This window comes from Streptomyces sp. NPDC001410 (assembly GCF_042895235.1).
Taxonomy (GTDB): domain Bacteria; phylum Actinomycetota; class Actinomycetes; order Streptomycetales; family Streptomycetaceae; genus Streptomyces.
On record NZ_JBIAWE010000005.1, the window covers coordinates 298,259 to 320,123 of the forward strand.

At 70.8% G+C, this 21,865-nt stretch carries 21 protein-coding genes and 2 tRNA genes; 9 read left to right on the top strand and 14 right to left on the bottom strand.

Going from position 1 to position 21,865, the window contains the following annotated elements; genetic code table 11:
- Positions 1-99: 99 nt before the first annotated feature.
- Positions 100-423, top strand: a complete 324-nt coding sequence (locus ACFY3C_RS12990; protein ID WP_100828151.1) for a multidrug efflux SMR transporter — start codon at positions 100-102, stop codon at positions 421-423.
- Between the two features lie 99 nt (positions 424-522).
- On the opposite strand, the gene ACFY3C_RS12995 is transcribed toward ACFY3C_RS12990, so the two are convergent.
- Positions 523-1,134 carry a TetR/AcrR family transcriptional regulator gene (locus ACFY3C_RS12995; protein WP_386578240.1) on the bottom strand — a complete coding sequence of 204 codons (612 nt, stop codon included), beginning with the start codon at positions 1,132-1,134 and terminating at the stop codon, positions 523-525.
- A gap of 178 nt (positions 1,135-1,312) precedes the next feature.
- On the opposite strand from ACFY3C_RS12995, the gene hisN reads away from it, so the two are divergent.
- From hisN to ACFY3C_RS13010, 3 genes are all read left to right on the top strand, one after another.
- On the top strand, positions 1,313-2,113 hold the full coding sequence (gene hisN / locus ACFY3C_RS13000) for a histidinol-phosphatase (RefSeq protein WP_386578239.1): 801 nt from the start codon (positions 1,313-1,315) through the stop codon (positions 2,111-2,113).
- 166 nt (positions 2,114-2,279) lie between these two features.
- Positions 2,280-2,672, top strand: coding sequence for a cyclic nucleotide-binding/CBS domain-containing protein (locus ACFY3C_RS13005; RefSeq protein WP_390770773.1), 393 nt, complete (start codon positions 2,280-2,282; stop codon positions 2,670-2,672).
- Between the two features lie 90 nt (positions 2,673-2,762).
- Positions 2,763-3,179: a Fur family transcriptional regulator gene (locus tag ACFY3C_RS13010; RefSeq protein ID WP_390770774.1), complete on the top strand. Its 417-nt coding sequence runs from the start codon at positions 2,763-2,765 to the stop codon at positions 3,177-3,179.
- A gap of 110 nt (positions 3,180-3,289) precedes the next feature.
- Here ACFY3C_RS13010 and ACFY3C_RS13015 read toward each other — a convergent pair.
- The 4 genes from ACFY3C_RS13015 to ACFY3C_RS13030 form a co-directional block, all read right to left on the bottom strand.
- Positions 3,290-3,363, bottom strand: a tRNA-Met gene (locus tag ACFY3C_RS13015).
- A gap of 67 nt (positions 3,364-3,430) precedes the next feature.
- Positions 3,431-5,242, bottom strand: coding sequence for a tetratricopeptide repeat protein (locus tag ACFY3C_RS13020; RefSeq protein WP_390770775.1), 1,812 nt, complete (start codon positions 5,240-5,242; stop codon positions 3,431-3,433).
- Positions 5,243-5,447: 205 nt separating this feature from the next.
- Positions 5,448-5,521, bottom strand: a tRNA-Met gene (locus tag ACFY3C_RS13025).
- A 41-nt stretch (positions 5,522-5,562) separates the two neighbouring features.
- Complete coding sequence (locus tag ACFY3C_RS13030) at positions 5,563-8,430, bottom strand: UPF0182 family protein (RefSeq protein WP_390770887.1); 2,868 nt, start codon at positions 8,428-8,430, stop codon at positions 5,563-5,565.
- A 164-nt stretch (positions 8,431-8,594) separates the two neighbouring features.
- Here ACFY3C_RS13030 and ACFY3C_RS13035 point away from each other — a divergent pair, with 164 nt between their 5' ends.
- On the top strand, positions 8,595-9,137 hold the full coding sequence (locus ACFY3C_RS13035; RefSeq protein ID WP_390770776.1) for a PPA1309 family protein: 543 nt from the start codon (positions 8,595-8,597) through the stop codon (positions 9,135-9,137).
- A gap of 103 nt (positions 9,138-9,240) precedes the next feature.
- Here the strand turns inward: ACFY3C_RS13035 and ACFY3C_RS13040 are convergent, their stop codons facing one another.
- The 4 genes from ACFY3C_RS13040 to ACFY3C_RS13055 form a co-directional block, all read right to left on the bottom strand.
- Positions 9,241-10,338 (bottom strand): PDZ domain-containing protein, encoded by a 1,098-nt coding sequence (locus tag ACFY3C_RS13040; RefSeq protein ID WP_386578234.1) that lies wholly within the window; start codon positions 10,336-10,338, stop codon positions 9,241-9,243.
- A gap of 50 nt (positions 10,339-10,388) precedes the next feature.
- Positions 10,389-10,562 carry a hypothetical protein gene (locus ACFY3C_RS13045; protein ID WP_386578233.1) on the bottom strand — a complete coding sequence of 58 codons (174 nt, stop codon included), beginning with the start codon at positions 10,560-10,562 and terminating at the stop codon, positions 10,389-10,391.
- A gap of 196 nt (positions 10,563-10,758) precedes the next feature.
- On the bottom strand, positions 10,759-11,217 hold the full coding sequence (locus ACFY3C_RS13050; RefSeq protein ID WP_386578232.1) for a molybdenum cofactor biosynthesis protein MoaE: 459 nt from the start codon (positions 11,215-11,217) through the stop codon (positions 10,759-10,761).
- Positions 11,218-11,401: 184 nt separating this feature from the next.
- Positions 11,402-12,511 (bottom strand): SDR family oxidoreductase, encoded by a 1,110-nt coding sequence (locus ACFY3C_RS13055; RefSeq protein ID WP_386578231.1) that lies wholly within the window; start codon positions 12,509-12,511, stop codon positions 11,402-11,404.
- 192 nt (positions 12,512-12,703) lie between these two features.
- On the opposite strand from ACFY3C_RS13055, the gene ACFY3C_RS13060 reads away from it, so the two are divergent.
- Together ACFY3C_RS13060 and ACFY3C_RS13065 are read left to right on the top strand one after the other, a co-directional pair.
- Positions 12,704-14,143: a zinc-dependent metalloprotease gene (locus tag ACFY3C_RS13060; protein ID WP_386578230.1), complete on the top strand. Its 1,440-nt coding sequence runs from the start codon at positions 12,704-12,706 to the stop codon at positions 14,141-14,143.
- Entirely contained in the window at positions 14,140-14,661 is a 522-nt protein-coding gene (locus tag ACFY3C_RS13065) for an NUDIX hydrolase (RefSeq protein WP_390770777.1), read from the top strand. Before ACFY3C_RS13060 ends, ACFY3C_RS13065 begins: the two co-directional genes overlap by 4 nt.
- Positions 14,662-14,716: 55 nt before the next feature.
- Here ACFY3C_RS13065 and ACFY3C_RS13070 read toward each other — a convergent pair whose 3' ends face one another.
- From ACFY3C_RS13070 to ACFY3C_RS13085, 4 genes are all read right to left on the bottom strand, one after another.
- Complete coding sequence (locus tag ACFY3C_RS13070) at positions 14,717-15,472, bottom strand: AIM24 family protein (RefSeq protein ID WP_145883148.1); 756 nt, start codon at positions 15,470-15,472, stop codon at positions 14,717-14,719.
- An 18-nt stretch (positions 15,473-15,490) separates the two neighbouring features.
- Positions 15,491-16,171: an AIM24 family protein gene (locus ACFY3C_RS13075; RefSeq protein ID WP_386578228.1), complete on the bottom strand. Its 681-nt coding sequence runs from the start codon at positions 16,169-16,171 to the stop codon at positions 15,491-15,493.
- An 11-nt stretch (positions 16,172-16,182) separates the two neighbouring features.
- The gene (locus ACFY3C_RS13080; RefSeq protein WP_390770778.1) at positions 16,183-17,835 is read right to left on the bottom strand and encodes a TerD family protein; all 1,653 of its coding nucleotides are present in this window, start codon (positions 17,833-17,835) and stop codon (positions 16,183-16,185) included.
- Positions 17,836-17,963: 128 nt separating this feature from the next.
- A complete protein-coding gene (locus ACFY3C_RS13085; RefSeq protein ID WP_386578226.1) occupies positions 17,964-18,560 on the bottom strand; it encodes a M48 family metallopeptidase in 597 nt (198 codons plus the stop codon).
- A 299-nt stretch (positions 18,561-18,859) separates the two neighbouring features.
- Here ACFY3C_RS13085 and ACFY3C_RS13090 point away from each other — a divergent pair, with 299 nt between their 5' ends.
- On the top strand, positions 18,860-20,083 hold the full coding sequence (locus ACFY3C_RS13090) for a TOMM precursor leader peptide-binding protein (RefSeq protein ID WP_390770779.1): 1,224 nt from the start codon (positions 18,860-18,862) through the stop codon (positions 20,081-20,083).
- Positions 20,076-21,446, top strand: coding sequence for an ABC1 kinase family protein (locus ACFY3C_RS13095; RefSeq protein WP_386578224.1), 1,371 nt, complete (start codon positions 20,076-20,078; stop codon positions 21,444-21,446). The genes ACFY3C_RS13090 and ACFY3C_RS13095 overlap by 8 nt, the downstream gene beginning before the upstream one ends.
- A 98-nt stretch (positions 21,447-21,544) precedes the next feature.
- On the opposite strand, the gene ACFY3C_RS13100 is transcribed toward ACFY3C_RS13095, so the two are convergent.
- Positions 21,545-21,757: a hypothetical protein gene (locus ACFY3C_RS13100; RefSeq protein ID WP_386578223.1), complete on the bottom strand. Its 213-nt coding sequence runs from the start codon at positions 21,755-21,757 to the stop codon at positions 21,545-21,547.
- Between the last annotated feature and the right edge of the window lie 108 nt (positions 21,758-21,865).

Below are 21,865 nucleotides of genomic sequence, written 5' to 3' on the forward strand. Positions count from 1 at the left end.
TTTGCCGGGGTGCCGGGACGGTAAGTGCATACGGGGTGCCGGGACGGTGAGTGCATAATCGCCCCCAGCCGGACGGCCGGACCTACGGGAGGACAGCACATGGCGTGGCTGCTGGTCATCGTGGCCGGGCTTCTGGAGACCGGTTTCGCCGTGTGCCTCAAGCTCTCCCACGGCTTCACCCGCCTGTGGCCGACGGTCGCGTTCGCCACCTTCGCGCTGGGCAGCTTCGGCCTGCTGACCCTCTCCCTGAAGAAGCTCGACGTCGGCCCCGCGTACGCGGTGTGGACCGGGATCGGCGCGGCGGGCACCGCGATCTACGGCATGGTCTTCCTCGGCGACCTGGTGTCGACCCTGAAGATCGTCTCGATCTCCCTGGTGATCGTCGGCGTGATCGGCCTGCAACTGTCGGGGTCGGCGCACTGAGCCTTTCCATGCCCGGCTCGCCGGGCGGCCCCTCGGCCTACCGGCATGATCCGCCGCACAGACGCAGGGCCTTTGCGCCCTGACCCGCCGGGCAGGCCCCTATCCGACGCGCTGCCGGACCAGGGCGCTGCGCACCAGCTCGGCCACTGCGCCCTCACCCGGCGGGGCCGCGACGCACGACAGGGCGACCCGTACGGCCAGTTCGCAGGAGCGGACCAGCTCGGCGGTGTCCGCCGCGGCCGCGGCGGGACCGGCCAGCACCGTCACCGCCCGGTCCCGCACGATCTGCACGAAGTCGCGGGGCGAGGGCAGCGGTCCGTCCGCCCGGCGCTGCGCGGGTACGGCGGAGGAGGACGGCACGGCGGACAGGGTCGGCGTGGGCAGACGCTCGCTCCAGCAGCCGGTGAGCATGGCCCGCACCAGCGCGTTGTCCCGGGCGGCCGCCGCCATCCACTCGGCGGTGGCGGTCAGCCGGTCCCGCGGGTCGGTGTGCGCGGCGAGAGCCCGCTCCACCCCGGCGAGATACCCGTCGGCCTCCCGCCGCACCAGCGCCCTGGCCAGCCCCTCTTTGCTCCCGAACTCGTTGTACAGCGTCTGCCGGGACACCCCGGCGGACGCTGCCACGTCGACCATCCGCACCGCGGACCACGGTCGGCGCCCGAGCGCCGTGTAGGCGGCGTCCAGTAGCGATTCCCGGGCTGCAGGCATCATCGCCTCCCTGGGGCGAGCAACTCTGCGCCCAGATTTGACGCGCATACATGCACTGTCAAGGGTTCGCGGTGGTGCGGAGGGGCGCCCTCGGTCGCCGATGCACCGAAGGGAGTTCCCCCGCTCCTGTCCCCCAGGCCCCCTATAGCCCCGTTCCCCCTCGGCAGATACCGTTCCTCACATGCCGGACTACCTCGACGACCTCCGCCTCGCCCACGTCCTCGCGGACGCGGCCGACGCCGCCACCATGGCCCGCTTCAAGGCCCTCGACCTGAAGGTGGAGACGAAGCCGGACATGACCCCGGTGAGCGAAGCGGACAAGGCGGCGGAAGAACTCATCCGCGGCCAGCTCCAGCGCGCCCGCCCCCGGGACGCGATCCTCGGCGAGGAGTACGGCATCGAGGGCACCGGCCCCCGCCGCTGGGTGATCGACCCGATCGACGGCACCAAGAACTACGTCCGCGGCGTCCCCGTGTGGGCCACCCTCATCTCCCTGATGGAGGCGGGCGAGGGCGGCTACCACCCCGTCGTCGGCGTCGTCTCCGCCCCCGCCCTCGGCCGCCGCTGGTGGGCCGCGAAGGGGCACGGCGCGTTCACCGGCCGCAGCCTGTCCGCCGCGACCCGCATCCACGTCTCCCGCGTCGGCAAGCTCTCGGACGCCTCCTTCGCGTACTCCTCGCTCTCCGGCTGGGAGGAGCAGGGCCGCCTGAACGGCTTCCTCGACCTCACCCGCGAGGTGTGGCGCACGCGCGCGTACGGCGACTTCTGGCCCTACATGATGGTCGCCGAGGGCTCGGTCGACCTCTGCGCCGAACCGGAGCTGTCCCTGTGGGACATGGCCGCCAACGCGATCATCGTCACCGAGGCCGGCGGCACCTTCACCGGCCTCGACGGCCGCCCGGGCCCGCACAGCGGCAACGCGGCCGCGTCCAACGGACTGCTGCACGACGAGTTGCTGGGGTACCTCAGCCAGCGCTACTGAGCAAGGAGAGAAGCCCGCGCACGCCCTCAACTGGCCACGCGCGCCCTCTTGTTGACCCGCCCTTTACCTGGCACTCTGAGGCCACCCCCACTTGTGAACTTGTGAATCCCTGAACTAACGGCCGGTGCCGCGAGTCCGGGGATTCCCCTAGGAGGTGGCCCATCCCATGCTCGTCCGTGACGCCATGAGCACCATGGTCCTCACCCTCGGCCCCAACCACACCCTCCGCCAGGCAGCCGCTCTGATGTCCGCCCGTCGCGTCGGCGCCGCCGTGATCCTCGACCCCGACGCCGGGGGCATCGGCATCATCACCGAACGCGACGTCCTCAACTCCGTGGGCCTCGGCCAGAGCCCGGACGCGGAGCTGATCCACGCCCACACCACCACCGACGTCGTCTTCGCGGCCCCGACCTGGACCCTGGAGGAGGCGGCCCGCGCCATGGCGCACGGCGGCTTCCGGCATCTGGTCGTCCTCGATCGCGGCGAGCCCGCCGGCATCGTCTCGGTCCGCGACATCATCCGCTGCTGGGCGCCGGCACGGCAGCAGGTGCCCGCATGAGACCCCAAAATTGGACTTAGTCCAAGTCAATCAACATTCCAAAGTCACACCCGTTCAGAACCTGGTCTCGATTCCGTTACACTGGTCGACATGAGCGACCTTCTGGAACGGCTGCGCGGACGCGGATGGCGGATGACCGCGCAGCGGCGCGTCGTGGCCGAGGTTCTCGACGGCGAGCATGTCCATCTGACGGCTGACGAGGTCCACGCGCGGGCCGTCGTGAAGCTGCCGGAGATCTCCCGGGCGACCGTCTACAACACGCTGGGTGAGTTGGTCTCCCTCGGCGAGGTGCTCGAGGTCACCACCGACAAGCGCGCCAAGCGGTACGACCCGAACGCGCACCGGCCGCACCACCACCTGGTCTGCGCCCAGTGCGGCGCGATCCGTGACGTGCACCCCACGGGCAACCCGCTCGCCGACCTCCCCGACACGGAACGCTTCGGCTTCACGGTGTCGGACGTCGAGGTGACGTACCGGGGACTGTGCCCGAACTGCGCGGGCGCGTGACACGAGGGGGGCGCAAGCCCCCCTCTTTTCTTGCTCATGAACACTCGTTCTTGCCCATGAACACACCTAGGGCCGGAATCCATCTCTGGATTCCGGCCCTAGGCCTTCAGTAGCGGGGACAGGATTTGAACCTGCGACCTCTGGGTTATGAGCCCAGCGAGCTACCGAGCTGCTCCACCCCGCGTCGGTGAACACGACACTACGTGAGGGCAGCCCGCCGAAGCAAATCGATTAGGGGCGAGTGGCCGGGGTCACGCGGAAAGCTCCTCGCGCAGCGCGTCCCGCAACCGTCCCGCCCGCTCGGCGACCTCCGCGGGCCCGAGCGCCACCGCCCGGTCGGCCCACTTCTGCCCTTCGGCCAGCTCCCCGCGACGCGCGTAGACGAGGGCCAGCCGGAGAGCCGCCCGCCCGTGCCCCGCGTCAGCGGCCCGCGTCCACCACACGGCCGCCTCCGGCTCGCTGCCCTCCCGGGCCAGCAGCAACCCCAGGTTGAACGCCCCGTTGCGCGACCCGGCCTCCGCCGCCGCCCGGTACCACCGCGCCGCCTCGACCACGTCACCCCGGGCCGCCGCGAGCATGCCCACCCGCACCTGCGCCCGCCGGTGCCCCTGGGAGGCCGCCCGCTCGTACCACTCCTCGCACTCGGTCTTCTCGTGCACGATCTCGCCCAGCTCGTGCGCGGGCTCCGGCGGCCGCCGCGCGTCCAGCACGGTGGCCAGCCGGTACGCCGCCTCGGCGCTGCCGCCGCCGGCCGCGCACCGCAGATGCCGCTCGGCCTCCGGCTCGTCACCCTCGCGCAGCCGTGCGATCCCGACCTGCAGCGCGGCCTCGGTGTGCCCGGCGGCGGCCGCCCGCTCGTACCAGCGCAGAGCGAACCGATCCTCGCCCCGCCCGGCATGCAGGATCCCCAGATTGAACGCGGCGTCCACGCTCCCGGCCTCGGCCGCCTTGGAGAACCACGGCTCCGCCCCGCTCGTGTCGCCGCCCTGGAGCAGCAGGATGGCCAGCGCGTTCGCCGCCTCCCGGTGCCCGGCGTAGGCGGCCCGCCGGTACCACTGCTCGGCCTGCGCGGTCCGCCCCTGCTCGGCGCAGAGCAGCCCGAGGTTGTACGCCCCGTTGTCGTCCCCGGCGTCCAGCGCCGCCCGGTACCAGCGCTCGGCGGTCTGCGTCTCCCCGCGCTCGGCGTGCAGCGCGCCCAGCGCGTTGGCCGCGTTGCCGTCGCCGTCCTGCGCGGCCCTGAGCCACCACACGGCCGCGCTCTCGGTGTCCCCGGCGTCCCGCAGCAGGAACCCGAGCGCGCAGGCGGCGCGCGCTTCCCCGTCCTTGGCGGAGGTCAGGTACCAGCGCCCGGCCTCCTTCAGCTCCCCGCGCTTCTCCAGGATCGCGCCGAGGTGCAGCGCGGCCCGCCGGTGACCGCGCGCGGCGGCCTGCCGGTACCACTGCTCGATCTCCGCGACAGCGTTGTCAGACCCGTTCTCGTCCTCGTGCGCGCCCCTGCGGTCGAGCGCACGTGCGAGCCGGTAAGCGGCCTCGCGGTGCCCGCGGTCGGCGGCGGCCCGCATCCACTGCTCGGCGCCGGCGTCCGCACGGTGCTCCAGCAGGTCGGCGAGCGCGTACGCGCCCAGCACATGGCCCTGCTCGGCGGACTGGCGCAGCCAGTACTCGGCGGCGGGCTCGTCCCCGCGCTCACGGTGGTGCCGGCCGAGCGCGTGTGCGGCGGCGGCCGAACCGGCGACGGCGGCGATCCGCCACCAGCCGGCGGCCTCCTCGGGGTAGCCGCGCTGGTGCAGGAGGACACCCAGGTTGTTGGCGGCGGCCCGGTCCCCGGCCGCGGTGGCGGCACGCAGCTGGGGCTCGGCTCCGTCGAGATCACCGCGGCGCAGCAGCATGGCACCGAGGACGCTCATCGCCTCGGTGTCGCCGGTCTCAGCGGTGAGCCGGAGGCGTACCTCCTCGGCGGCTTCCCCCATGTCGCCCATCTCGTCCCGCGTCGGCTCCTCACTCGAAGGCTGCACAAATCGCCCTGTCTCGAACAGAGTTGCCTTCTCCCCCATAACATCCATCGTCGCACCACCTGCAACCTGGGTACACCCGGTATACCGCAGCCCGTGAGGTCACTTCAGCGTTTTGTCGACATGCCCACAGAGAGATAAGTCAAACACAGGTCGCCCAACTCCCCACGGCGGCGCGGCCGTACTTCCCCGTCTGCACATGAGTTCGCACACCACGAAGGCCCGGATCCCTCAGGATCCGGGCCTTCGACTTCAGTAGCGGGGACAGGATTTGAACCTGCGACCTCTGGGTTATGAGCCCAGCGAGCTACCGAGCTGCTCCACCCCGCGCCGTTGCCTGGTAACAGTACCACGGCACAGAGTGGCCTTGATCAACTCGTGTTCTTGTCGGCCTTGGACTGCGCGTCCTCGGCTCGCTTCAGCGCGTCCTGCAAGTCCTTCTGCGCCTTGGCGTACGCCTCCCAGTCCGGCCCCTCCTTCAAGGCCTGCTGCCCGGCGGCGAAGGCCTTCTGCGCGTCTTCCAGCGCCTGCTTCACCGTCGGGTTGCCGGCTCCGGGCGGGTTGGTGGTGCCGGTATCGGGTGGGGTGGTCGTGCCCTTCACTCCGAACACCTTGTTGAGCGCCTCGTCCAGGGTGTCCTCGAAGGCGGTCTTGCCCTCGTAGGTGACCAACACCTTGCGCAGCAAGGGGTACTTGAGTGAACCGCCGCGTACGTAGACGGGCTCCGCGTACAGCAGGCCCCCGTCCAGCGGCACGGTCAGCAGGTTGCCGTACTCGACCTTGGAGTGGCCTCTGCTCAACAGGCTGATCGTCTCGGCGATGTCCTCCTGGGAGTTGAACTGGCTCTGGACCTGCTTGGGTCCGTCGACGGTCGTGCTCGTCGGCAGTTTCAGGACTCTGATCTTGCCGTAGTCACTGGCCCGCGGATCGGAGTCGACGGACATGAACGCGCTGAGGTTGTCCCGCCCGTTCGGCGTGAACGTCGTCGTCAGCGAGAACGCCTGCGCGGCCTGGTCCGGCATCTTCATGCTCAGGTAGTACGGCGGCACCGCACTGCCGGAGTCGTTGGTCGGGTCGTCCGGGACCTCCCACACCTCGCTGCCGCTGAGGAAGGTCTGCGCGTCCGTCACGTGGTAGCGGGTGAGCAGCTCGCGCTGGACCTTGAACAGGTCCTGCGGGTAGCGGAGATGGGCCATCAGGTCCGGGGAGATGTCCGCGCGGGGCTTCACCGTGCCGGGGAAGGCCTTCATCCAGGTCTTCAGCACCGGGTCCTTGGTGTCCCACTGGTAGAGCGTGACCTCGCCGGTGTACGCGTCGACGGTCGCCTTCACCGAGTTGCGGATGTAGTTGACCTGGTTCTGCTGGGCCACCACCGCACGGGAGTTGTTGGTCGCGGTCAGCGAGTCGGCCGTCGTGTCACCGAGGGTCGTACGGGAGGCGTACGGATATCCATTCGTGGTCGTGTACGCGTCCACGATCCACTGGATGCGGTGGTTCACCACGGCGGGGTAAGCGTCGCCGTCGATGGTCAGCCAGGGGGCGACCGCCTCGACGCGGGCCTTGGGCGTGCGGTTGTACAGGATCCGCGAGCCCTTGCCGATCGCACCGGAGTAGAGGATCTGCGGCTCGTTGAACGCCACCGCGTACGCGGCCCGGTTGATCGGGTTGTCGAGGTTGACCCCGCTATTGCCGGTGTAGCTGGTGGTCTTCGCACCCTTGTCGTCGGAGTAGTCGATCTCCTTCTGGGGACCGCCGACGATCGAGTACGCGGAGGTCTTCTCGCCGTAGTAGATCCGCTGCTCGTACGTCCCCAGGTCGCCCTCGGAGGGCAGGTTCTTCTCGGTGAAGACCGGCCGGCCCCCGGAGTCGGCCTCGGTGCCCTTGGCGGCGACCACGCCGTAGCCGTGCGTGTAACGGAAGTGGTCGTTGATCCAGTTGTTCTTCGGGACGCCGTCCAGGTTCAGCTCGCGCAGACCGATGACGGTGTCCTGGTCCTTGCCGTCCTTGGCGTACCGGTCGACGTCGAGGTTGGTCGGGAACCCGTAGTAGTTCCAGATCTGCTGCAACTGCTGGAACGTCGGCGAGACGACGTTCGGGTCCATGATGCGGATGCTGGCCGTGTCGCCGACCTGGTCGCGCAGCTTGGTCTTGTCCGTGGTGCCGGACTTGCCCGGGTACTCGGTGACCTTGGCGTCGTCGATGCCGTACGCCTCACGGGTCGCCTTGAGGTTCTTCTGGACGTACGGGGCTTCCTTGGCCTGCTCGTTGGGCTGGACCTGGAACTTCTGCACGATGGCCGGGTACAGGCCGCCGATCAGGATCGCGGAGAGCACCATCAGGCCGAAGCCGATGACGGGCAGCTGCCAGGTGCGCCGCCACAGGGTGGCGAAGAACAGCAGCGCGCAGATGACGGCGATGCAGAACAGGATCGTCTTGGCCGGCAGATAGGCGTTGGCGTCGACGTAGCGCAGACCGGTCCAGTTGCCGGTCGCCTTGAAGTCGCTGGACTTGACGGCGAGGCCGTACCGGTCGAGCCAGTAGGCGACCGCCTTCAGCGCCACGAAGATGCCGAGGAGCACCGACAGATGCCCGGTCGCCGCGGCGGTGGCGCGCGCGCCCGGGCTGGTGACCCGCAGCCCGCCGTACAGGTAGTGGGTGAGCGCGGCGGCGATCAGGCAGAGGATCGCGGTGGCGAATCCGAAGCCGAGCAGGAACCGGTACCAGGGCAGGTCGAAGGCGTAGAAGGAGACGTCGAGGTGGAACTGCGGGTCCTTCTGGTGGAAGGGCACGCCGTTGACCCACATCAGCCAGGTGCGCCACTGGCTGGAGGCCGAGGCACCCGCGATCAGTCCGACGAGGGAGGTGACGGCGAGCAGCATCCACGTCTTGTACGGCGCGATGCCCATCCGGTAGCGGTCAAGGCTCTGCTGTTCCATGGACATGGCGCTCAGCGGGGGCCGCAGCCGGTGCGCGAGCCAGATGTTGAAGCCCACGGCGAGAGCCATCAGCAGACCGAAGACGAAGAACAGCCCGATCTTGGTCGACAGGGTCGTGGTGAACACGGACGAGTAGTGCACCGACCGGTACCACAGCCAGTCCGTCCAGAAGCCCGCGAACATGGTGAACGCCATGCCGAGGACGGACAGGACGCCCAGTGTCATGAGCAGGGTCCGGGCGCGCCGGGACGGGCGGCCCGCTCTGATCCGCGGCCCCGTCGGGCCTCCGCCGCGGTCCGGCATCTGGAAAGCCAAGGTGCGCACCTCGAAGTTCGCTGTCGATCCGTCAGGCCCTCGTGTTCGCGGGCCCTCCGTGGCCCCCCGTGATCGCGGGCCCACACCTATGCAACTTACTCACGGTTTACTCGGTTCCCGATTCCGGCCGGTAACGAGGCAGGATTGTGACCATGTCCAACACTCCCATGGCAGCGAGCCCGCTCACCCGGGCCGTACTCGAGATCGACGAGTACGCCTCCGGCCTCGGCTGGGACCAGCCCGCTCGCCTCTTCGCCCTCGTAGACACCGCACGGCTGCGGGCTCAGGAACCCTCGCTCGCCGCCCAGCTCGGCCTGGAGGACGAGTCCGAGACCACCGGTCTCACCCCGATCGAGCAGGACGAGGTCCCGACCAACAAGCCGCTCGACGAGTTCCTCGGCACCATCGCCTGGCCGGACGCGGTGGTCGGCTGCGCGCTGACGGTGGAGCGCCTGATGCTGCCTCCGTCGGCCGAGGCGCAGGTCCCGCAGGGCCTGAGCGGGGCCAAGCTGACCAAGTGGGTGGCCGACCACCCCGAGCGCCAGGAGGTCCGCATGACGGTCGCGGTGCTGCGCGACGGCAGCCGCGACTCGGCGCTGCGGCTGCGCGAGAAGGACTCCCCGACGGAGGTTCTGACGGGCCCGGACCTGGTGCCGGGCCTGGCGGATGCCCTGTCGGCCACGTTCGCGGACTGACGTCCTCTTCGCACCGGTCTCACCGGTCTCACAGGTCCTGTACGGCGCTGGGGGCGCCCCTTGTCACAAGGGGCGCCCCCAGCCGTGTACCGGGATCCGCTCGTCAGCCCTTGGCGGTGCACTTCGGCAGGGCGGCGGTGTCGCCGCTGCGGATGTCCTTCATGGCGCCGAGCGCGTCGCCGATGGTCTTGACCTTGACCAGGGTGAGCCCGCTCGGGGTGTCCTTGGCGGCGGCCGCGCAGTTCTCGGCGGGCGTCAGGAAGTACTGGGCGCCCTTGCTGCGCGCGCCGACGGTCTTCATCTCGATGCCGCCGATCGGCCCGACCGTGCCGTTGTCGTCGATGGTCCCGGTGCCGGCGACGAACTTGCCGCCGGTGAGGCTGCCCGGGGTGAGCTTGTCGTAGATGCCGAGCGCGAACATCAGTCCGGCGCTGGGCCCGCCGACGTCGGCGAGCTTGATGTCGATGGTGAACGGGAAGGTGTGGTCGGTCCCGGCGGAGATCCCGACGATGGCCCGCTTGGCACCGCTGTCGGCGGAGGTCGCCGTCGTGATCTTCACGTCCTGCGTCCTGGTCGCCGTCTTGTGCTCCTTCTCGGCGGCGGTCTGCTCCTTGACGGGGACGACGGTGAAGACGACGTCCTGCCCCGGCTTGTGCTTGGTGACGAGCTTCGCGACATCGGACGGCTGCTTCACCGCCGTACCGTCCACGGCCTTGATCACATCACCGGCGTGCAGCTTGCCCTCGGCCGGGGAGCCCTTGACGACGGTGGAGACGATCACCCAGGACTTCACCGGGACGCCCAGTTCCTTCAGGGCGGCGACCTTGGCGCTCTCCTGGGACTGGCTGAACTCCTCGGCGTTCTCCTGGGTGGACTGCTCCTCCGTCTTGCCGTCCGGGTAGAGCGTGTCGTGCGGCACGATCTTGGTGTCGTGCGCCAGCCAGCCGTAGACGGCCTCCACCAGGTTCATCCGGAAGTCGGCGCTGGTGACCCGGACGGTGGTCATGTTCAGATGCCCGTCCGTCGGGTAGGTCTTGTGCCCCTCGATCTGCAGCACCGGCTCGCCGTCGTGCTCCCCGAGCGTGTTCACGGTCGGCCCCGGGGACATCTCCGAGTACGGCACGGGGATGAGCACTCCCGCGCACAGGAGCGCGATCAGCATCAGGGTGGAGGCGAGCATCGTCGCGGTGCGGCGTGGCATGCAACGACAGTACGGGACGCCTCTGTCAGCGCACCGTCAGGGCACCCCCGTCAGGCGCCGCGCGCACCCGAGCCGGGCTTCTCCATGGCCTCGCGGAAGCGGGCGTACCCGTCCAGTTCGGGTCCGTCGCTGCGGGCCCGCCGAGTCCGGTTGGCCCAGCTGCCCCACAGACCCGCACCGACCGCAGCCACAAGCGGAATCAGCAACCAGGCAAGCGCTGCCATGCCGACCTCCCAACCCCATGAGCGTCCGCGACTGACTGATCAGCACATTAACCATCCGTACCGACAACGCTCACGGCAGGGGGTCGGTTACGCAACCGGAGGGAGTGGTGGGCCGAACGTGAACACGGGTGCGACAAATGTCAGCAGGCGCCGACCCGCCCTCCCGTCACCCGACCACCACCCCTCAACGACGGCGCTACGCGCCGACCCATTCGTCTGTCCCGTCGGAGAACTTCTGGTGCTTCCAGATGGGCACCTCGTGCTTGAGGTCGTCGATCAGCTTGCGGCACGCCTCGAAGGCCTCGCCCCGGTGCGGGCACGACACGCCCACGACGACGGCGAGGTCCCCGACGTCGAGGTCGCCGACCCGGTGGACGGCGGCCAGCGCGCGCACCGGGTACTCGGCGACGACCTTCTCGGCGATCCGCCGCATCTCGGCCTCGGCGCTGGGATGGCAGGAGTACCCGAGCGCGTCGACGTCGGCACCCCCGTCGTGGTTCCGCACGGTCCCCACGAACAGCGCGATGCCACCGGCGGCGTCGTCCCCGACGGCCCGGAAGACCTCGTCCACGGACAGCGCGGTCTCCCGGATGCCGATCAGCTTGATGGGATCCTGAGCCGCCTGCTCACCGGGGTGATCGTTCGTAGCTGCCATGGGTCCATCGTGCCGCATGCCCCCGACAACGAGGAATACGAGTTTCACCAGGCACGCGCGCCGGGATGTTTGGAGTCTTCTACAGTCGCCTTGCAGCCCACCGAGTCGGGTGGTGGGTGGGCACAGGCCGGGGTCCAGGGGGCGAGAGCCCCCTGGCGGGGTTCAAGGGGCAGAGCCCCTTGGCTCACCGCCGCCGAGCCTTCCGAGCCCGCCGAACCACAGCGGCAGCGCCCAGCAGGGCCACCGTCGCTCCCGCCGCACCGGCCGCCGTCGCGTCCTTGCGCCCCAGCCGACGCCCGGCGACCGTATGCCGCCCGGACACCTCTTCCAGCAGCTCCGCGAGCACTTCCTCGTTGGTCCACCCCGGCCGCCATCCGGCGTCGTGCAGCCGGCTCCCGCTGACCACCCAGGGGTACATCGTGTACGCCAGGTCCCCCGCCGGAGACGGGGTGAGCCCGATCCGGTGCAGCCGGGCCGCCGCGCCGAGCGCGACCGCCGACGGCAGCTCCATCCGCCGGATCCCGCTCAGCTCCTCGACCTCCTCCTGCTCCAGCCACCCGTCACAGCCGACGGCCAGCTCCCCGTCGACCTTCTCCAGGACGGCGTACTCCAGAGCGCTGCACAGATCCTCGACGTGACAGAACTGCCACGCGGGCCGCGACCCGGCGACGACCAGCAGTCGAGGCGACTCGAAGTACCTGGTCAGCGCGGTGTCCGTGCCCCCGACCAGCACGGCTGGCCGTACCACGGTCACGTTCAGCCCCGGATGCGCCCGCGGTGCGCGCCGCGCCAGCCGCTCGATCTCCAGCAGATCCCCGACCCCGGTCGCCTCGGCCGTGGCCCGCAGTTCGGCGTCCTCCGACAGCGGCAGCTCGTTGTCCGGCAGCGCCCCGTACACCATCGCGGACGTGCACAGCACCACCCGGTGCACCCCGGCCGCCGCGGCCGCGGTCAGCACGGTCTGTGTCCCCCGGACGTTGTAAGCGGTGCGGGCGGCCGGGTCGCTGCCGAGGTCCAGGTCGAGCGCCAGATGCACCACCACGTCCGCGCCGCGCAGCTTGTCGGCGATCGACGGGTCGCGCACGTCGAGGATGTGCCACTGCGCTGCCGCGCACTCCCCGCGCCGCTCGTCGATGGCGATGACCTGCTTGATCTCCTCGGATGCGGCGAGCCGCTCGGTGAGCAGGGCTCCCACCCCGCCGGCGGCGCCGGTGACCGCGACGACGGGTCCGCGCACGGCGGGCGGGGTTGAGGGGTTTCGCGCTGCGCGAACCTGCGGATCCGGGGAACTCACCTGGCGTCTCCAGAGGTTGTCTTCAGTACGGGCGCGACTGACGCGGCCGTACCAGGTGTATCCATCCTGCCGCAGGCCCTCTGTGGACGAAGCACCGAGGCCCGATCGGGTCCGGGTGTCTACGCTGGGTGGTGATGTCGGGCAGCCGCGCCGCCGGAGAATCACCGGCGGCCTTACCAGCCGAGGAACCCCGTGAGTGACACCCCATTCGGATTCGGCCTTCCGCCGGAGGAGCCGGAAGACGGCGACGAGGGCAAGAAGAAGGACCAGCAGAGCGGTGGTGGGCAGGGACCGGCCAACCCGTTCGGCTTCGGCGGCCTGCCCGGAGCCGGAGGCTTTGGCGGCCCCGGCGCCGACAATCCGTTCGCAGCGATGTTCGGTTCTCTGAACCCCACCGACCTGGGCGCCGCGTTCCAGCAGCTGGGCCAGATGCTCTCCTACGAGGGCGGCCCGGTGAACTGGGACATGGCCAAGCAGATCGCCCGCCAGACGGTCTCCCAGGGCACCCCGGACGGCGTCAAGGACGCGAGCGTCGGCACCGCCGAGCGCACCGCGGTGGAGGAGGCCGTCCGCCTGGCCGACCTGTGGCTGGACGACGTGACGTCCCTGCCGTCGGGCGCCGCCTCGGCGGTGGCCTGGTCCCGCGCGGAGTGGGTCGAGGCGACCCTGCCCGCGTGGCAGGAGCTGGTCGACCCGGTCGCCGAGCGGGTCGGCGCGGCCATGGGCGACGTCCTGCCGGAGGAGATGCAGGCCATGGCGGGCCCGCTGATCGGCATGATGCGCTCGATGGGCGGTGCCATGTTCGGCACGCAGATCGGGCAGGCCGTCGGTGTGCTCGCGGGCGAGGTCGTCGGTTCGACCGACATCGGCCTGCCCCTGAGCCCGGCGGGCAAGGCCGCGCTGCTCCCGGCAAACGTGGAGGCCTTCGGAAAGGACCTCGGCGTGCCGCAGGAGGAGGTCCGGCTCTACCTGGCCCTGCGCGAGGCCGCGCACCAGCGCCTGTTCTCGCACGTGCCGTGGCTGCGCTCGCACCTGTTCGGCGCGGTCGACGGGTACGCGCGCGGGATCAAGGTCGACACGGCCAAGCTGGAGGACGTGGTCGGCCAGTTCGACCCGCAGAACCCCGAGCAGCTGCAGGACGCCCTCCAGCAGGGCATGTTCCAGCCGGAGGACACGCCCGAGCAGAAGGCGGCCCTGGCCCGTCTGGAGACGGCTCTGGCGCTCGTCGAGGGCTGGGTGGACGCGGTGGTCCACGCGGCCGCGAAGCCGCGTCTGGCGTCCGCCGACGCCCTGCGCGAGACCCTGCGCCGGCGCCGGGCCACCGGCGGTCCGGCGGAGCAGACGTTCGCCACGCTGATCGGCCTGGAGCTGCGCCCGCGCCGGCTGCGCGACGCCTCCCGTCTGTGGGCCTCGCTCACGGACGCGCGCGGGGTCGACGGCCGGGACGCCCTGTGGGCCCACCCGGACATGCTGCCGACGGCCTCCGACCTGGACGACCCGGACGGCTTCGTGCACCGCGAGCAGCTGGACTTCTCCGAGCTGGACAAGATGCTCGGCGAGGCGGCGAGCGGCTCCGGCGAGAAGCCGAACCTGAAGAAGGACGACGAGGGCAAGGGCGACGACGCCGAGTGAGTCTGCACGACGACGCGGTCCTCGTCCTGAAGGGGTACGAGGGCCAGGAAGACCTGCGCCAGGCCTACCTGGACCATCTGGCGGCCCACCCGGACGGCATGTGGAAGGCCTGCCACGCGGGCCACGTCACGGCGAGCGCGCTGGTGATCGACCCCGAGCGCGGCCGGGTGCTGCTCACGCTGCACAGGAAGCTGCGGATGTGGCTGCAGATGGGCGGCCACTGCGAGCCGGACGACGCCTCGCTGGCCGCTGCGGCCCTGCGTGAGGCGACCGAGGAGTCCGGTATCGCGGGGCTGACGCTGCTGCCGGGCGGTCCGGTGCGCCTGGACCGGCATCCGATCCCGCCGCCGTGCCACTGGCACTTCGACGTGCAGTACGCGGCGCTGGCCCCGAGCGACGCCGAGCACGTGGTCAGCGACGAGTCGCTGGACGTGCGCTGGTTCGCCTACGACGAGGTGGCGGACGTGGCGGACGAGTCGGTCGTACGCCTGCTGGACGCGACCCGCGCCAGGCTCTGAACAGGTAAGGGGCGACCGCCACAGCGGTCGCCCCATACGTTTGTCTTCCGGACGGTCAGCTCCAGACGTTGCCCTGGTTCTGGCCGCGCGCCCCCTGCTGCCCCATGCCGAACTGCGCGGCGAGGCCCTGGCCGATCTGCGCGTTCTGCGGCGGCAGCAGCTCGCTGGGCTGCACGAGCGCGAACCCGGAGCCCATGAAGCTCAGCTCCCAGCCCTCACCGGTGTTGCCGCGCCGCCGCCACACTCCCGAGGAGTGCGTCTGGGCCTGCATCTGCACCCGCAGGCCGGTGGACCAGGCGACGATCGCGTCGGCGTCGCAGTTGACGTACTTGTCGGGCGTGACCTGCATCAGCAGCGGCGCGCCCGAGGTCATCAGGGCGACCTTGCCGCGCCCGGTGATGTTCAGCTGGTACTTCCCGGACCCGGAGATGCCGTAGAGGCTGTCGACGGCGATGACCTCGTGGTGCAGCGAGGAGTCCATGGCGAGGACGTAGCTGCTGTCGACCGTCAGGCCGTCCTGCTCGACCTCCATGACGTGCACGTGCTGGGCGAGGTTGGCGAGGTAGACCGTGCCCTGCCCGTGGCAGCGCATCAGGTCCAGGCCCTCGCCGGTGTACGCACGCGCGCGTGCCTGGCTGTTGCTGCGGTACTCGGCGTCGAACTCGACGAGTCCCTGGTAGGCCACCATGGTGCCCTTGCGGGCGAGGAGGTCGTCGTGACCCTCCAGGGTGACCCGGAGCATCTGCTTGTTCTGCAGGCTCCAACGCTCCTGTGTCTGGGAGTCGTTGTACGCGAAAAGCGGGCTCTGCATGATGTTTCTGGCTCCCCCTCAGCCCCGGAACCGGAGGCGGTCGGTGCTGTCCTCGCTGGGCTGGACGACGACGATGCCCTGGCCTGAGAAGGCCATCTGGTAGGCCTCACCGCTGCCCCGGCCGATCAGTGACTGCGCCTTGAAGCTGCGCTTGCCCTTCACCTTCAGGTTCGGGGACCAGGCGACGAGCGCGTCGGGGTCGACGTACGTCTCGTCCTCGCCGCCGCCGCAGTCGACGACGATCGGCTTGCCCCGGGAGGTCAGCGCGACCCAGCCCTGCCCGGAGATCTTGGTGTTCCACAGGCCCTGCCCGGCGAACTTCGCCAGCCCCTTGACCCGTTCCACGCCCCACGTGAGGTGGGCGTCGAAGGCGAGCAGGTTGGTGGCGTTGACGGAGATGCCGTCGCCGTTGAGGTTGATCACGACGACGTCGGCGCCGTAGTCGGCGAGGTAGAGCAGTCCGTCACCGGAGCACTTCATCAGCGGCGCGCCCTCGCCGGTGATCCAGTCGCGGGCGATCTGGCGCACGGCCGGCGGGTTGGGCTCGTACTGGATGAAGCCTTCGTAGGCGACCATCGACCCCACGCGCGCGAGAAGGTCGTTCCCGGTCTGCAGGGCGACCTTCAGCATGTGATTGCCGTGGTTCTCCATACGGGCGGTGACGGGTGCGGGGGCGTAGCCCGCGAGCGGCTGGTTCATGACGGGCTCCCTCAGACCTCGTACGGCTGGACGACGATGAAGTTGCCGGGCGCGCCCCGGAACTGCAGGTTGACGCTCTCACCGGTGTCGCCCGGGTAGGCGTTGCGGCGCATCCGGACCTGGCTGGAGACGATCACCTGGGAGGCGGCCGACCAGGCGACCACCGCGTTGCAGTCGGCGAAGGTCGTGGGCGTCACGGGCAGCACGACGGGCGTGCCGTGCGTCTTGACGACGATCGTGCCGGTGCCCTGGAACTGCATGGTGAACAGCGCGCCGCCCGGGATGCCGTGGCCCTCGATGCGGCGGACCTCGTACTGGAGGCTCTCGTCGAAGGCGAGGACGTTCTCCGCGGACACGCAGATCGCGTCGCCCTGCAGCTCGACGGGGTGCAGGTGGGTGGAGTTCTCGGCGAGGAACACCTGGCCGTTGCCGGTGCAGCGCATCAGCTGCATCTCCTGGCCGGTCGCGTTGCCCACGAGCCGCCCGGCGAACCCGGCGCCCTTGTAGCTGAAGTCGACCTTGCCCTGGTAGAGCACCATGCTGCCCTGCCGGGCCAGCACGGGCTGCCCGCCGATGCCGAGGTCGACACGGATCAGCTTCTTGTTCTGCTGCGTCCAGCGCTGTCCGGTGGGCGTCTCCTTGAACGCCTGGAGCGCGGCCGTGACACCGGCACCGCCCTGGGGAGCGCCCTGCGGCACTCCTCCGTAGGGGGCGGCCTGCTGGCCGGGGACCTGGCCGTAGCCCGGCGGCATGGGCGCGCCCGGCTGACCGCCGTAGGAGGGCTGCTGGCCGTAGCCCGGAGGCATCGGCGCGCCGGGCTGGCCGCCGTACGACGGCTGCTGCGGCTGGCCGTAGGGCGCGGGCGCCGGGGCCGGCGGATGGACCGTGCCGCCGGCGGGCGGGGTCAGGGGGGCGACGATCGTCGGCGCCGCGTGCACGTTCGGCGCGGGCGCCGGGGCCGGGGGCGGAGTCGCGCTCGGCGGCGCGAAGCCCTGCGGAGCGGGCGCGGGAGCCGGAGCAGGGGCGGTCGCGGGCGCCGGGGCGCCGAACGCGGGCGGCGGGCCGGCCTGTGCGGGCGGGGCAAAGCCGGGGGCGGCGCCGGACTGCGGCTGCTGCGGGGCGGCGGGCGCCTCCTCCTCCACCACCTCACCGCCGAAGTTCTTCAGCAGCGCCTCCAGGCCACCGTCGAAGCCCTGGCCGACCGCGGCGAAGCGCCACACGTCCTTGAAGTAGAAGTCACCGAGCATCACGGCCCGCTCGGTGGTGAACTCCGAGCCGTTGAAGGAGTACCGCGCGACCTCCTCGCCGCCGGCCACGATGCGCACGTATCCGGGACTGATCTGCGACATCTGCCCGGCACCGTCGATGGTCGCCGTGAAGGACAGCTTGCGGATCTGGGAGGGGATCCGGTCCAGGGTGACCCGGAACGACTCTGTGTCGCCCGACTGGGTACCCAGCAGCTGGATGGACTCCTCCGGGGACTTCGGCTGGTTGAAGAAGACGAAGTACCGGTCGTCCGAGAGACGCTCGTCGGCGTCCAGACCGAAGCAGCTGATGTCGAAGGTCAGTCCGGGGGCGGAGATCTGCACGCCTACGTACAGATCCGTGCCCGCCGTCAGGTCACTGATCCTGGCCTTGTGGCCGCGTTGGAATTCCCTGGCCATGCGTTACGACCGTCCCCCATCCCGAATTTGAGTGCGTCGCGCCAGGCTAACGGCAAACCCCGACATCGGACGCAGCCGGTACAGACCCGGTACACAACCGCGCCCGGGGGCGGAACTACGGCGCCGGTTCACTCCCCGCGCGCGCCGGGCACATGGGGCAGCCGCTCGGCCGCCACCACCCCTTCGAGGTAACCGCGCGCCCGTTCGGTGCGCGGGTAGGACTCCAGCAGCCGCCAGAAGTCCGGCCCGTGACCGGGCACCAGCAGATGCGCCAGCTCATGGCACAGCACGTAGTCGACGACGTACTCCGGCATCCCCTGCAGCCGGTGCGAGAGCCGGATGCTGCCCTCGGCCGGGGTGCACGAACCCCACCGGGTGTTCTGGTTGGTGACCCAGCGCACGGAGGCGGGGCGCGCCCGGCCGTCGAAGTACTGGTCCGACAGCCGCTCGGCGCGCTCGGTCAGCTCCGCGTCGCCCAGCACCCGTTTGCTCTCCTGGGCGGCCAGTTTGTCGAGCATGACGGTCACCCAGCGCTGCTCCTCCGCCTCGGACATCCGGGCGGGGATCAGTACGACGGTGCGATCGCCCTCGCGGTACGCGGAGACCGTGCGGCGGCGCCGGGTACTCCTGCGGACCTCGATCGCGCTCGCCCCCGAGCCGCTCGGCGGCTGGCTCGTCGTGCTGCGCTGTGGCTTTCCGGCGCGGTGCAGGGGGTCGGCGGGCACGCCCCGACGTTACCCGCTGGACAGCGCCGAAGTCCCGGCTCCGGAACGGTTCGATGCCGATACCCCACCATGCGTTTGATTTGTACGACCGATATGCCCGACTGGTACACCCGATTAGTACGACGATCATCCCCCGCCTGTGGACAACGCCCGCCACCCGTCAGCACGACCCGGCATGCTGACAGGCGTCGACGGAGCGCGACCGGCTTCACCGACAACACCGATGTCCACGAACGTCATGGACACCCACGGACTCAAGGAACACTTCAGGGCAATTCACGGGATACGGGGGACCTGTCATGCATCCGATGGTGAAACCCGCGCTGCGGCGCGGCTGGCGCGACCTCAACACCGTGCAGTTCGGTATGACCCCGGCGCACGCCATGACGCTGGGCCCGATGGACACGGCCACGGGCAGCTTCCTGGACCTGCTCAACGGCACCCGGGCCCTGCCCCTGCTGCGCGAAGAGGGCCGGCGCATGGACCTGCAGGACGGCGACGTCGACGCACTCCTCGACCGGCTGGCCCGGGCCGGCCTGCTCGACGACACGCGCGGCGGCGGAGCCACCGCGGACACCCTGCGCGAGAAGACGGACGTCCTGGAGCGGCTCCGCCCCGACCTCGCCTCCCTCTCCCTGACCGCCCCCGAACCCGGTGGCGCCCTCGGCCGGCTCGCGGCCCGCCGCTCCCTACGGGTGCAGGTACGAGGCGCGGGGCGGGTCGGCGCCGTACTGGCCTCGGTACTGTCCGGGGCCGGCGTCGGCGAGGTCGACGTGCGCGACGTGGGACGCGTGGAACCGTGGGACATCGCCCCGGGCGGGCTGCCCGCCGACTCCCTCCGCGAGCGCCGGGACGAAGCGGCACGGGCAGCCGTCCGCCGGGCCGCCCCCGACCGCCCACCACGCCGCACCCGCTCCACCCTCTCCACCCGCTGCGGCACGGCGGACCCCGGACTCTCCCTGGTGATCCTCGCCCCCAGGGACGACGTCGCCGTGCACACACCGGACCCGTTCACCGCCGAACCCCTCATGGCCTCGGGAACACCCCACCTGTACGCAGGCGTCGTCGAAGGCACCGGGATCGTCGGACCGCTCGTCCTGCCCGGCGAGACCAGCTGCGCCGGCTGTCTGCACCAGGACCGCACGGACCGGGACCCCGCCTGGCCCCGCCTGGTCGCCCAGTGGCGCTCCGGAAAGGCCCGCCGCATCGGCGCCTGCGACCTGGCACTCGCCACCACGGTCGCGGGGCTGGCCGCCGCACACGCCCTCGCCTTCCTCGACGGGGCGTCGCCGTCCAGCACGGGCGCCCGCTGGGAGACCTCCCTGCCCACTCTGAACTGGCACTCCCGACCGGTGCGGCCCCACCCGGCATGCGAGTGCGGGGCCGCGGAAAGAGGAAATGGGGAGCACTCCTCAACCGACGGGGAGCCGCGCGAGACAATGGCGGTGCAACGGCCGTCGACCGAGCGACGACGCAAGGCAGGCGCGGCGCGGCCGACTGGGACTTGGAGGGCGCATGTCTGATCTTCCCCGGAAGGCGGTCACCCGTACCGCCAAGCTCGCCGCGCTCCCGCTCGGCTTCGCAGGCCGGGCGACCTGGGGGCTGGGCAAGCGGATCGTGGGCGAGTCCGCGGAGATCGTCGGCCGGGAGCTGCAACAGCGCACCGCGGAGCAGCTGTTCAAAGTCCTCGGCGAGCTGAAGGGCGGAGCCATGAAGTTCGGGCAGGCCCTGTCCGTCTTCGAGTCCGCCCTGCCGGAGGAGGTCGCCGGCCCCTACCGCGCGGCACTGACCAAGCTCCAGGACGCGGCGCCGCCGATGCCGACCCGCACCGTGCACGCAGTGCTCGAGGAGCGGCTGGGCGAGGACTGGCGGGAGCTGTTCCTGGAGTTCGAGGACAAGCCGGCGGCCGCGGCCTCCATCGGGCAGGTGCACCGGGCGGTGTGGCACGACGGCCGTGAGGTGGCGGTCAAGGTGCAGTACCCGGGCGCGGGCGAGGCACTGCTGTCCGACCTGAGCCAACTCAGCCGCTTCGCCCGGCTGTTGGGGCCGCTCATCCCCGGCATGGACATCAAGCCGCTGATCGCGGAGATGCGGGACCGCGTCTCCGAGGAGCTGGACTACGCACTGGAGGCCCAGGCCCAGGACGCCCACGCGCAGGAGTTCGCGGACGACCCGGACGTGATGGTCCCGGCCGTGGTGCACCAGTGCGAGCAGATCCTGGTCACGGAGTGGATCGACGGGATCCCGCTGTCCGAGATCATCACGGACGGCACCGAGGAACAGCGCGACCGCGCCGGCCAGCTCCTGGCCCGCTTCCTCTTCTCCGGACCGGCCCGCACCGGCCTGCTGCACGCCGATCCGCATCCCGGCAACTTCCGTCTGCTGCCCGGCGGCCCGGACGGCGACGACGACTGGCGCCTCGGCGTCCTGGACTTCGGCACCGTCGACCGGCTCCCGGGCGGCCTGCCGACACCGATCGGCATCTCCCTGCGGATGACCCTGGACGGCGAGGCGGAGACCGTCTACGAGCTGCTGTGCGGGGAGGGGTTCGTCAAGGAGTCCATAGAGCTGGACCCCGACGCGGTCCTCGACTACCTGCTGCCGATCATCGAGCCGGCCCGGGCCGACGCGTTCACCTTCACCCGCTCATGGATGCGCAGCCAGGCCGCCCGCATCGCCGACCCCCGCTCCCCCGCCTACCAGCTGGGCAAGCAGCTCAACCTGCCGCCGGCCTATCTGCTGATACACCGGGTGACGCTGAGCACGATCGGCGTGCTGTGCCAACTGGGGGCCACGGTACGACTGCGGGACGAACTGGAGGAGTGGCTGCCCGGGTTCGTCCTCGAGGACGAAGCGATGGAGGAGGAACCGGCCGCGGAGGCGTGACCGGGGCTGCCGGCTGCCGGGCTGCCACGGTGTTGGTGAGGGGCAGGGTGGGGAGGGGGCGGGGGTGGGGAGGGGGGAGGGCCCCCGGAGAAGCGTTCTCACCACCAGGACGAGTCCAGCCGCCCCTCGATCGCCCGCAGGTTCTCCCGGGAGCAGACGTCGCAGAAGTACTGACGGATGCCGTTCTCCACGGAGCAGGTCCAGGTGGTCGGCTGGGAGCCGTCGGCGGGGGTGCCGCAGCGGGCGCACACGAGGGGGCCTGGCTCCGTGCTGGAGCCGCCCTGATCACTTCCTCCAAGAGGACTCGTCACCTGGTGACGATAACTCTCCGGCCGGTGGATCGCCGTGCACAACGCACCGAGGGGGCCGGTCCGTTCGGTCGGACCGGCCCCCTCGGGGAAGGTTTCGCCTCCCTGGGC

What these genes read in the sequence shown, in the direction of transcription:
- ACFY3C_RS12990 (WP_100828151.1), top strand. Translation starts at nt 100, where the DNA reads ATGGCGTGGCTGCTGGTCATCGTGGCCGGGCTTCTGGAGACCGGTTTC.
- ACFY3C_RS12995 (WP_386578240.1), bottom strand. Translation starts at nt 1,134, where the DNA reads ATGATGCCTGCAGCCCGGGAATCGCTACTGGACGCCGCCTACACGGCG.
- hisN (WP_386578239.1), top strand. Translation starts at nt 1,313, where the DNA reads ATGCCGGACTACCTCGACGACCTCCGCCTCGCCCACGTCCTCGCGGAC.
- ACFY3C_RS13005 (WP_390770773.1), top strand. Translation starts at nt 2,280, where the DNA reads ATGCTCGTCCGTGACGCCATGAGCACCATGGTCCTCACCCTCGGCCCC.
- ACFY3C_RS13010 (WP_390770774.1), top strand. Translation starts at nt 2,763, where the DNA reads ATGAGCGACCTTCTGGAACGGCTGCGCGGACGCGGATGGCGGATGACC.
- ACFY3C_RS13020 (WP_390770775.1), bottom strand. Translation starts at nt 5,242, where the DNA reads ATGGATGTTATGGGGGAGAAGGCAACTCTGTTCGAGACAGGGCGATTT.
- ACFY3C_RS13030 (WP_390770887.1), bottom strand. Translation starts at nt 8,430, where the DNA reads ATGCCGGACCGCGGCGGAGGCCCGACGGGGCCGCGGATCAGAGCGGGC.
- ACFY3C_RS13035 (WP_390770776.1), top strand. Translation starts at nt 8,595, where the DNA reads ATGTCCAACACTCCCATGGCAGCGAGCCCGCTCACCCGGGCCGTACTC.
- ACFY3C_RS13040 (WP_386578234.1), bottom strand. Translation starts at nt 10,338, where the DNA reads ATGCCACGCCGCACCGCGACGATGCTCGCCTCCACCCTGATGCTGATC.
- ACFY3C_RS13045 (WP_386578233.1), bottom strand. Translation starts at nt 10,562, where the DNA reads ATGGCAGCGCTTGCCTGGTTGCTGATTCCGCTTGTGGCTGCGGTCGGT.
- ACFY3C_RS13050 (WP_386578232.1), bottom strand. Translation starts at nt 11,217, where the DNA reads ATGGCAGCTACGAACGATCACCCCGGTGAGCAGGCGGCTCAGGATCCC.
- ACFY3C_RS13070 (WP_145883148.1), bottom strand. Translation starts at nt 15,472, where the DNA reads ATGCAGAGCCCGCTTTTCGCGTACAACGACTCCCAGACACAGGAGCGT.
- ACFY3C_RS13075 (WP_386578228.1), bottom strand. Translation starts at nt 16,171, where the DNA reads ATGAACCAGCCGCTCGCGGGCTACGCCCCCGCACCCGTCACCGCCCGT.
- ACFY3C_RS13080 (WP_390770778.1), bottom strand. Translation starts at nt 17,835, where the DNA reads ATGGCCAGGGAATTCCAACGCGGCCACAAGGCCAGGATCAGTGACCTG.
- ACFY3C_RS13090 (WP_390770779.1), top strand. Translation starts at nt 18,860, where the DNA reads ATGCATCCGATGGTGAAACCCGCGCTGCGGCGCGGCTGGCGCGACCTC.
- ACFY3C_RS13095 (WP_386578224.1), top strand. Translation starts at nt 20,076, where the DNA reads ATGTCTGATCTTCCCCGGAAGGCGGTCACCCGTACCGCCAAGCTCGCC.